Origin of the sequence: Gordonibacter pamelaeae 7-10-1-b, assembly GCF_000210055.1 — a bacterium.
Taxonomy (GTDB): domain Bacteria; phylum Actinomycetota; class Coriobacteriia; order Coriobacteriales; family Eggerthellaceae; genus Gordonibacter; species Gordonibacter pamelaeae.
In genome coordinates this window covers 2,472,916-2,482,535 of sequence record NC_021021.1, presented here as the reverse complement: position 1 = coordinate 2,482,535, position 9,620 = coordinate 2,472,916, and the positions used below count along the sequence as shown (strand labels likewise).

Genomic DNA, 9,620 nt, shown 5'->3' with positions numbered 1-9,620 from the left:
GACGCCTCGGCCGCGGACGATGCCGTGAGCCTGGCCGCCGACGGCACGGCCGCCTCCTTGGACGGCAGCCCCTTCGCCCTCGAGGGCTTCTCGCGCTCGCAGGTGGGCAGCAACAGCGACATCGGCGGCGCCTACGCCGGCTACCGCTACCTCGTCTCCGACGAGCCGGGCAGCCTGGGCGTCATCGCAACCGATGCCTGCATCGTCGTGTACGTGCCGCACGGCGTCGCCGAGGAGAACGGGTTCGACAAAAGCTCCTCGGAGAGCCGATCGTACCTCAAGAGCCTGCTCATCGCCTTGGACTCCGAGAACGCCAAGGGCGGCTCGGTGCTGACGCGCCAGGGCAACTGGATATTCACGAACGAGCCGATCGTGGAGCACGAGGGCGTCGAATACCGCTTCGACCAGGAGCTCAAGCCCGGCGAGTTCTATGCGTGCGTCATCGGCGCGGACGGCTCGGACGTGACCGACGCCGCGAACCCCGCTCACGTGCGGCCCACCCACGCCGACTTCGCCACGATGGCCCCCGCGGACAGCGTGGAGGTGGTGGGCGCCGCCACCGGCTTTGCCGCGCTCGCGGAGTTCCTGGGCGGCATCGACTTGAGCCCCTTGTGGGTCACGCTCAAGACCACGCTCACGGCCATCGTGTTCATCTTCATCCTGGGGCTGGCCGCGGCGTACTTCAGCCTGCGCATCCCCGCGCGGGCGCAGGACATCGCGGACTCCATCTTCACCATCCCCATGGTGCTGCCGCCCACGGTGTGCGGCTTTCTGCTGCTGCTCGCGTTCGGGAAGAACACGGGCGTGGGGCAGTGGTTCATCGACATCGGGTTCCCGCTCATCTTCAGCTGGCAGGCCACGGTCATCGCGGCCGTGGTGGTGGCGTTCCCGCTCATGTACCGCAGCGCGCGCGGCGCGTTCGAGAACCTGGACCCCAACATGCTGGACGCCGCCCGCACGCTCGGCTGGAGCAACGCGAAGATCTTCTTCAAGCTGATGCTGCCGCTGTCGTGGTCGTCCATCGCGGCGGGCACGGTGCTCTCGTTCGCGCGCGCCCTGGGCGAGTTCGGCGCCACGCTGTTCTTGGCCGGCAACTACCTGGGAATCACGCGCACCATCCCCATCGCCATCTACTTCGAGTGGATGAACGGCAACACCGACGTGGCCATCTTCTGGACGATCGTCATCATGCTGTTCAGCTTCGTGGTCATCCTGTTTATCAACCTCTGGGGCCGGCGCACGACGAAGTACCGCAGGAGGGCCGAGGCATGAGCCTGGAAGTCAACATCAAGAAGAAGTATCCTTCGTTCACGCTGGACGTGGCGTTCACGGCGGGGGACGAGACGCTGGGGTTCTTAGGCGCGTCGGGGTGCGGCAAGAGCCTCACCATGCGCTGCATCGCCGGCATCGAGACGCCCGACGAGGGGCGCATCGTGGTGAACGACCAGGTGTTCTTCGACTCCGCGCAACGCGTGAACCTCACGCCGCAAAAGCGCAAGACGGCGCTTCTGTTCCAAAGCTACATGCTGTTCCCGAACCTCACCGTGGCCGAGAACGTGGGCGCGGGCATCGAGCGCGCCGTGCCGCGCGGCGTGCGCGATGCCATCGTGGTCACGGAGCTCAAGCGCTTCGGCCTGGAGGGCTTCGACAAGCGCTACCCGGCGCAGCTCTCCGGCGGCCAACAGCAGCGCGTGGCGCTCGCCCGCATGCTGGCGGCGCGGCCGGGCATCCTCATGCTGGACGAGCCGTTCAGCGCGCTCGACGCGCACCTGAAGGGCGTGCTGGAGCAGAACCTGGTGAGCCTGTTCGACGCCTACGACGGCACCATCCTGTACGTGAGCCATGACATCGACGAGGCGCTGCGCTTCTGCGACCGCATCGCCGTGGTAGAGGCCGGCCGCATCATGGAGACGGGCACGGGCGACGACCTGGTGAACCGCCCGCAGTCGCTCGCGGGCGTGAAGCTGTCGGGCTGCAAGAACGCCACGCCGGCCGAGCGGATGGGCGAGCACCGCGTGAGGCTGCCGAAGTGGGGCATCGAGGCGGCGACCGCCGCGCCGGTGCGCGAGGACGTCACCCACCTCGGCGTGCGCGCGTTCTACCTCGAGCGCGCGTCCGGCCCCGGCGAGAACTGCTACCGGGTGCGCGTCGACCGCGTGAGCGACTCGCGCTTCGACCGCACGGTGCTTCTGGGCTTCCTCGATCGTGTCCAGGACGAGGCGCCCACCGTGAGCGCCGACGAGGACGAGATGAAGTACCTGCACCAGCATCTGTTCTGGCGCGTGGACAAGCTGAAGGCCGGCCCCGGCGAGCTGCCCTGCGAGGGCGACGAGCTCTGGATCCGCATCCCGCCCGACAAGGTGTACCTGGTGTCGCGGTAGCGCTCCTGCGCGCTCGGTCGCGTCCGCTAGATTGCCTCTCGCAATCGAGGATACTTGGCCTATAATATTCTCACACGAGAAGGGAGAAGGGGCCCTATGAAAGACAGCCATGGTCGCACCATCGACTATTTGAGGATATCGCTCACCGACCGCTGCAACTTCCGGTGCATCTACTGTATGCCCGAGGACGGCGTGCAGTCGCTCGCCCACGAGGACATCCTGCGCATCGAGGAGATCGAGCAGGCCGTGCGCGTGGCGGCCGGCATGGGCATCCGCAGCATCCGCCTCACCGGCGGCGAGCCGCTCGTGCGCCTGGGCGTGGTGGATCTCGTGCGGGCCATCGCGCACACGCCCGGCATCGAGAACGTGTCCATGACCACGAACGGCGTGCTGCTGCCGAAGATGGCCGATGACCTGAAGCAAGCGGGCCTCTCGCGCGTGAACATCTCGCTCGACACGCTCGATCCCGCCCAGTTCAAGCAGATCACCCGCCGCGGCGAGCTCCAGCAGACGCTCGACGGCATCGAGGCGGCGCTCGAGGCGGGCTTCAACCCGGTGAAGATCAACGCCGTGGCCGTGCGCAGCCTCGACCAGGACTACCTGGCGTTCGCGAAGCTCTCCCTCGACCGCCCGCTGCATGTGCGCTTCATCGAGTACATGCCGGTGGGCGAGAGCTCCGGCAGCCACGGCTGCGGCTGGGGCAAGGACGACGTCGTGCCGAGCGAGGAGCTGTTCGGCATCATCAACGAGCGCGCCCGGGCCGCCGGCATGGACGAGCTCGTGGCCGCCGGCGACGACCGCCCGCTCGGCTGGGGGCCGGCGCGCTACTTCCAGTTCCCGAACGCGCAGGGCACGGTGGGCTTCATCAGCCCGCTGTCGCGCCACTTCTGCAGCGAGTGCAACCGCCTGCGCCTCACGGCCGACGGCAAGCTGCGCCCGTGCTTGTTCTCGGACGACGAGTACGACCTGCGCACCGCGCTGCGCTCGGGCGACGAGCAGGCCGCCCGCACCGTGTTCGCGCAGGCCCTGGGCGCCAAGCCCGACGAGCACCACGACAAGGTAGGAACCGAGCGGGGAATGTCCCAAATTGGAGGCTGAGGGGTACCGACGGCCTGCCGGCCGTCGGTACCTGCCGATGCTGCGAAGGGCCGAGGCGCGCCGCCTTCGCGCGATCCCAAGGGCTCGCGTACCAAAGCACGCTTCGCCCTTGCGATCCCCCGAATTCGACACCCCTCGGCCCTTCTCGCTGAGTTACTAGCGCCAACCTGCGATTTTCAACCTGTGATATCGAGCCAAAGGAGCACTCCATGACCGAACAGCAACTCACCCATATCGACGAGCACGGCGACGTGCGCATGGTGGACGTGTCGCAGAAGGCCGACACCGAGCGCGTGGCCGTGGCCGAGGGTTTCATCGCCATGAACCCCGCCACGCTCGCGCTCATCGTGGAGGGCAAGGCCGCCAAGGGCGACGTGCTGGCCTGCGCGCGCGTGGCGGGCGTCATGGCCGCCAAGCAGACGAGCAGCCTCATCCCCATGTGCCACCCGCTGAACATCACGAAGGCCAAGGTGGAGTGCGCGCCGGTGGAGGCGGGCGAGCGCGAAGACGGTCGCGCGGGCATCCACGTGACCACCACCTGCGGCGTCACGGGCAAGACCGGCATCGAGATGGAGGCCCTCACCGCCGCGAGCGTGGCGTGCCTCACCGTGTACGACATGTGCAAGGCCGTGGACCGCGGCATGGAGATCATGGACGTGCGCCTGCTGAAGAAGGACGGCGGCAAGACCGGCCTCTGGGAGCGCGAGGCTTAGCGCGCCGCAAAAAGACGCCGCCCGTTTTCGGGAACCAGGCGCCCCTACGACGGTCGAGGTCGAAGGGGCGCCGTGCATGCGGAGAGGAGCTAGCGGGATTCCTCTTCGGAGAACTCGCCTTTCCAGAAGCTGCGGGCAACGCAGATCGCCGCGCCGGCAGTGGCCATGAGGCCGACCAGTGCGCCGCCCGCCTCGATGCCGTCCCCGGTCTTGGCCAGCCTCGATCCGCCGGTGCTCCCGGGCGCGGTTCCGCTTCCGCCCGTGCCCTGCCCGGAGCTGCCGGTGCCGCCGCCTGCACCGTTGCCGGGAGCGGGATCGGGGTCGGGTGTCGGATCGGGCGTGGGCTGGGGATCGGGCGTCGGCTCGGGATCGGGGTCGATCGGGGCTGCCGCCACGGACACGGTCAGGGACGCTTGGGAATAGCCGGCGCGGTAGGTGACCGTATGGTTTCCGTCGACGGTTGGAACGAACGAGTACAGCGTGGTCCCCCTAGCTGCTGCGGCCGCGAGGGCGGCGGCGCCCTCGGGCACCGAGGTGAGGTAGAGGCCCACGGGGTTCCCCTCGGGGTCGATGACGCTCGGCACCGCTTCGATAGGGGACCCGTTCGCGGTCGTGGCCGCGGCCGCGGGTATGACGCAGGCTGCGCCGACCTCGGGTGCGCCGAAGGCATCCGGCTCCGGCAGCTCGATGGTCGACGGGGCGCAGGCCCGGTAGTTCGCGGCCACCTCCTCGGCAGTCGCCACGGTGCCATGCGTCAGCTTTGCGAACGCCACCTTTGCGGCGCTGAACGCCTGGGGCTCTCCCTCCCCGCCGCAATCGGCTCCTATGTACCAGCGCGCCTTCGATGCGTTCGGCGCGGCGATGGCCCCCGCCGCCGCGGTTTCTCCCGCCAGCACGCCATCCTGGTAGATCTTGAGGGATGCGCCGTCGTAGGTGGCGGTGATGTGCGTCCACACCCCCGGCTCGACCGGCGTCGACACATTGGTGGAGCCGTCGGTGAAGTAGTAGTGCAGCTTGCCGGTGGGATAGTACTCCAGCCACTGGCCGCCTCCCTGCCCGCAGGAGAAGATGTCGGTGTAGCCGGAGCTGGGTTTCGCCGTGAACTGCACGAGCAGCTCGGCGGTGGTGGAGGTTGCCAGCTTGGCGAAGTCCTCGGCCGCGAAGTCGTAGCCGAAGGCGGCCGTCGCGCCGTCGAAGACGGCCACCTGGCGGCCGAATTCCTCCACGGTCTCGAACGCAGGGCTGCCGAACGGAGTCAGGACATGCGGCGTCTCGGAGAGGTCGGCGGCGGACCCTTGCGAGAAGTCGACGGACAACAGCGGCGTTGCCGGGACGGCCTCGCCTCCGGCGGTGGTGAAGATAACCTCGCCGATGAGCGTTTCCTTCTCCCAGGGGTTGCGCGCGTAGGCTTTCAGGCTGTAGGGGCTTTCGGGGGCGAGCGCGGCGCCGAACAGCGGGCGCACGAACTCGGCGGGCTGGTTGGCGGGGGCGTTGTAGTAGTCGGACATGTAGCAGGCGTTGTACACCTCGGCCCCCTGGGCGTCCAGCACCACGATGCGATAGCTCATCACCACGTCGTCGGACAGTCCCGACGTGTCGGGCCTGATCTTGTCGGCGGCGATGGCGAACGACGCCCCGGTTTGCGTGATGGAGTCGGCCGGTATGCGCACGGCCGCGCCCTCCTCCAGAATCGGGGGAAGGCTGCGCGCCTCCATGGCGGCGTGCGTGTACGTCCAGGTGGACTTGTCGGACACCTTGAACGTCCAGGGGGTTCCCAGATAGGCTCCCTGGCGGAAGTCCATGCGCCGGATGGTGACCTCGTGTCCGTTGGCGGCGTCCACCTCGACCAGCAGGCACTGGCTTGCATCGTAGCCGTCGGACGGGTGTCCGCCCGTGCCGCCGTTCTCGTCGTAGCCGTCGGCATCCTTGCCGCCGCGCATCCAGAAGCTATCGCCGAAGGTGGCCGTCTGCACGAGCGTGAACCCGTCGACGTCCTGGAAGATGGAGCGCGGGTCCTCCTCGGGGATGTGCGTGTGCCCGGAGAAGTGGACGAGCTGCGGGTACTTCGCCTTGAGCTCGTTGTAGAACGCTTTGGAATTGCGGTCGTCCACAGAGCCGTAATCGCCGATCCAGCCGGCGTTGAACGACGTGGGGGAGTACCAGACGGTGTCGGGGAAGGGATGGTGCGTCATGAAGAAGATGGGCTTGGTGCCCGTGGGGTCGTCGGCTGCGGCGGCGGCGATCTCGCGCTTCATCCAATCGAGGATGGTGATGGGCGTCGTGCCGTCGTCGTCATAGGTAGTGTCGCCGTACCAGTAGCCCCGCCCGCAGCTGGCGGCGATCACGTGGTAGCCGCCTATTTCGGTATGGACGTTCAGCTTGCCCTCGAAGGCGCCGCCTGGTTTCTGATAGGCATCCGCGCAGGTCAAGTGCGAGAGGAAGTACTTGAAGTTCGTCACGGCGTTGCCCTCGAGGGGGCTGCCGCCTACGCCGAACTCGTGGTTGCCCATGACGAACAGGGCCGGCTTCCTGATGGCGGCGTTCGCTCCCGCCAAAAGCGCGTCGAACTCGGCGGTCGTGCCGGTGTTCACCGAGTCGCCCGCGAAGACGTGCGCGGCGCAGTCGGGTACGGCCTGGTAGATGGTCTCGAAGGCGAACGGCAGCTTCTTCTCCACGTCGCAGCAGGTGAAATGAGTGTCGCTGTGCACCGTGAAGCGCACTTTGCCGGCGGGGAGCTCGGGCCAGCTGGGGTCTTCGGGCTCGGTGAAGGCCGCGTCGGCGTGCTGGCCGGGGAATGCGAGCATGCCGCCCATGGCCGTCACCCCGCAGGCGGCGGCCAGTTTCACGAACGTGCGGCGCGATACGCCGAACGTGCCGTGGTCGTAGATCGAGGAGAGCTGGGAATCCATGATGTCCTTTCGGTCGACTGCGCGAGATGCGTCGCCGTGGCTCCGCATGCGCGAAGTCCGCCGGGCGTCGGTGCGCTCTATCGTAGGCGCGCAAGGTAAGGCCCCGGCAAGGGGGGGGGGTCACGCGAGTGAAAGGATCAGGTAAGGATTCGCTCAAGCCTCCTGGTGCGAAAAGGCTGGCGGCGGGCCTGGGCGGCGGCAGGCCGGGGCGCGTTTGGACCTCGGCTGCCCGCAGGCAGATCAACCATGATCGAAAACATCATGGACAAGAATCAGGTCGGTGGCACGATGCTCGGCGAGAAGGTCGCTTCCCGCGGTTTGCCACCAGGCGGTTTTCCAGCACAACCCAAGAAAGCGGCTTCGAACGAGGCCGCTTTCTTGCCATAGCCCCCGATCTCGTCCAGGCGGTCGGGCGCGCCTGGACGTGCGGGGATTCGCCCGAGGGAGAGGGGCGGTCGTGCGGCGCATTCCGCACCCGTCTGCGCGTGCGCGAGCGGGCGGGCGGTGCGGTTAGTTCTGCGTGGACAGGAACGTGGGCAGCGTCATCTGCTCGATCTGGTCCTGCAGCTCCTCCAGCTCGTCGAGGTGCTTGTCCTCGTCGCGCAGGATGGCCTCGAGGATGTCGCGCGTGGCGTAGTCCAGCACGTTGCCGGCCTGCACGATGGCCTCGTTGTACATCTTGATGGCGGTGAGCTCTGAGGCGTGGTCGTTGTCCACCTGCTGGGGGATGGTGGCGCCGATGTGGATGTCGTCCAGGTTCGACACGATGGGCGTGCCCTCCAGGAACAGGATGCGCTCGATGAGGCGCTCCGCATGCGTCATCTCGGTGATCGAGCGCGTCTTGAAGTTCTTGCTCAGGCGCTCGTAGCCCCAGTCTTCGGCCATTTCCGCGTGCACCATGTACTGGTTGATGGCGGCCAGCTCGCTGGCAAGCAGGTCGTTCAGCGTGTCGATGAGTTCAGGATTTCCTTTCATGGCAGTGCTCCTTTTGGTTGACGGGCGGTCAGGGAGGACCCGCCGGACGCCGGCGTCCCTCGTCTTCCAGCCATTGTAGGGGCGTGCTGCTGAATCGGCGGCTCGGTCACGGTACCGTAGGCACGCCGTCGCACGTCCGTCAACTCGCCCCGTGCGAGCCCGCGCCTGGACACCCGGCCGTCCGGCCCGACTGGCCCGGCCGGGCCGTCGCAGGCCGTTTTTTGAAGACCGTGCGATAAGCGAGCAGGGTATTTGACGGATGTGCTAGAATGTTTGGCCGATAGTGCTCTGTGGAAGGGAAGTATATGTCTGGGCATTCTAAGTGGGCTACAACGAAACACCGCAAGGCGGCGCAGGACGCGAAGCGCTCGGCCTTGTTCTCCAAGCTGTCGCGCATCATCACGGTGGCCGCGAAAGAGGGCGGCGACCCGAACCCCGAGAACAACGCGTCGCTGGCGGCCGCCATCGAGAAGGCCAAGGGCTACTCCCTGCCGAAGGACAAGATCAAGACCGCCATCGACAAGGCGTTCGGCTCCGGCAAGGATGCCGCGAACTACGAGGAGGTCGTCTACGAGGGCTACGGCCCGGCCGGCATCGCCGTGTACTGCGAGGCGCTGACCGACAACCGCAACCGCACCGCGGCCGACGTGCGCAGCGCGTTCTCGCACGCGGGCGGCTCCCTGGGCACCTCCGGCTCCGTGGCGTTCCAGTTCGAGCGCAAGGGCCAGATCATGGTTCCCAAGGAGGTCGAGACGGGCGACAAGAAGAACCCCGTGAAGCCAAACGGCGCCGCGGCCGACGAGGAGGAGTTCATGCTCGCCGTGGCCGAGGCCGGCGGCGACGACTACGAGGACGCCGAGGACGAGTGGATCATCTACACCGGCCCCACCGACCTCATGGCCGTGAAGAAGGCGCTGGAAGAGGCCGGCACCGAGACGAAGGGCGCCGAGCTCACCATGATTCCCACCACGCCCACCCAGGTGAGCGTGTCCGACGCGAAGAAGGTCATGCGCCTGGTGGACAAGCTGGAGGAGCTCGAGGACCTGCAGAACGTCTACCACACCATGGACATCACCGACGAGATCGCCGAGGCGCTCGACGAGTAGGGCTCCGGCAGCCTGACGACCGCCGAAACCGATCGGCGCCCTTTCGCGCCCTGCCGCGAGGCGTGGTCGGCGAACGATGGATTACTTGAAAGACGCGCTCCCGGCGCGTCTTTTTTGTGGTAGGATAGCGCGAACAAACGTTTGCGAACCGAAGGGAACGGATGGCGCGCACCGAACGGACGATACTCGGCATCGACCCGGGCCTGGCGAACACGGGCTGGGGCGTGGTGGCGCAAAGCGGGCCGCGGCTGGCGTGCGTGGCCTACGGCTGCATCTCCACGCCGGCCCAGGCGCCGCTCGCGCGGCGCCTGGGCAAGATACACGAGCAGATGGCGGCCGTCATCAGGCGGTTCGCGCCCACGTGCGTGGGCATCGAGACGGTGTGGTTCGGTGCGAACGCGCAGAGCGCCTTCGCCACCGGCCAGGCGCGCGGCGCGG

General features: G+C 67.5%; 9 protein-coding genes. 7 read left to right on the top strand and 2 right to left on the bottom strand.

Features of this window, described 5'->3' with window-relative positions; translation table 11 throughout:
- The 4 genes from modB to moaC all read left to right on the top strand — a co-directional run.
- Positions 1–1,272: molybdate ABC transporter permease subunit (gene modB / locus GPA_RS11570; RefSeq protein ID WP_041239548.1), on the top strand; the 1,272-nt coding region annotated here is incomplete at its 5' end.
- Positions 1,269–2,381, top strand: coding sequence for a sulfate/molybdate ABC transporter ATP-binding protein (locus GPA_RS11565; protein ID WP_015539969.1), 1,113 nt, complete (start codon positions 1,269–1,271; stop codon positions 2,379–2,381). The genes modB and GPA_RS11565, both read left to right, overlap by 4 nt.
- 96 nt (positions 2,382–2,477) lie before the next feature.
- Positions 2,478–3,479 (top strand): GTP 3',8-cyclase MoaA, encoded by a 1,002-nt coding sequence (moaA, locus tag GPA_RS11560; protein ID WP_015539968.1) that lies wholly within the window; start codon positions 2,478–2,480, stop codon positions 3,477–3,479.
- A 209-nt stretch (positions 3,480–3,688) separates the two neighbouring features.
- Positions 3,689–4,192, top strand: a complete 504-nt coding sequence (gene moaC, locus GPA_RS11555; protein WP_015539967.1) for a cyclic pyranopterin monophosphate synthase MoaC — start codon at positions 3,689–3,691, stop codon at positions 4,190–4,192.
- Positions 4,193–4,281: 89 nt separating this feature from the next.
- Here the strand turns inward: moaC and GPA_RS11550 are convergent, their stop codons facing one another.
- Positions 4,282–7,101, bottom strand: coding sequence for a LamG-like jellyroll fold domain-containing protein (locus GPA_RS11550; protein ID WP_041239547.1), 2,820 nt, complete (start codon positions 7,099–7,101; stop codon positions 4,282–4,284).
- Between the two features lie 246 nt (positions 7,102–7,347).
- On the opposite strand from GPA_RS11550, the gene GPA_RS20225 reads away from it, so the two are divergent.
- Positions 7,348–7,488 carry a hypothetical protein gene (locus GPA_RS20225; RefSeq protein ID WP_156791020.1) on the top strand — a complete coding sequence of 47 codons (141 nt, stop codon included), beginning with the start codon at positions 7,348–7,350 and terminating at the stop codon, positions 7,486–7,488.
- Between the two features lie 123 nt (positions 7,489–7,611).
- Here GPA_RS20225 and bfr read toward each other — a convergent pair whose 3' ends face one another.
- Positions 7,612–8,076 carry a bacterioferritin gene (gene bfr / locus GPA_RS11545; protein WP_015539965.1) on the bottom strand — a complete coding sequence of 155 codons (465 nt, stop codon included), beginning with the start codon at positions 8,074–8,076 and terminating at the stop codon, positions 7,612–7,614.
- A 305-nt stretch (positions 8,077–8,381) separates the two neighbouring features.
- On the opposite strand from bfr, the gene GPA_RS11540 reads away from it, so the two are divergent.
- Positions 8,382–9,182, top strand: coding sequence for a YebC/PmpR family DNA-binding transcriptional regulator (locus tag GPA_RS11540; protein WP_041239546.1), 801 nt, complete (start codon positions 8,382–8,384; stop codon positions 9,180–9,182).
- A gap of 161 nt (positions 9,183–9,343) precedes the next feature.
- A partial coding sequence (locus GPA_RS20220; protein ID WP_231847638.1) for a crossover junction endodeoxyribonuclease RuvC occupies positions 9,344–9,620 on the top strand: 277 nt, incomplete at its 3' end.

Excerpts from the sequence above, each read along its gene's own strand:
- GPA_RS11565 (WP_015539969.1), top strand. The coding sequence starts at position 1,269 with ATGAGCCTGGAAGTCAACATCAAGAAGAAGTATCCTTCGTTCACGCTG.
- moaA (WP_015539968.1), top strand. The coding sequence starts at position 2,478 with ATGAAAGACAGCCATGGTCGCACCATCGACTATTTGAGGATATCGCTC.
- moaC (WP_015539967.1), top strand. The coding sequence starts at position 3,689 with ATGACCGAACAGCAACTCACCCATATCGACGAGCACGGCGACGTGCGC.
- GPA_RS11550 (WP_041239547.1), bottom strand. The coding sequence starts at position 7,101 with ATGGATTCCCAGCTCTCCTCGATCTACGACCACGGCACGTTCGGCGTA.
- GPA_RS20225 (WP_156791020.1), top strand. The coding sequence starts at position 7,348 with ATGATCGAAAACATCATGGACAAGAATCAGGTCGGTGGCACGATGCTC.
- bfr (WP_015539965.1), bottom strand. The coding sequence starts at position 8,076 with ATGAAAGGAAATCCTGAACTCATCGACACGCTGAACGACCTGCTTGCC.
- GPA_RS11540 (WP_041239546.1), top strand. The coding sequence starts at position 8,382 with ATGTCTGGGCATTCTAAGTGGGCTACAACGAAACACCGCAAGGCGGCG.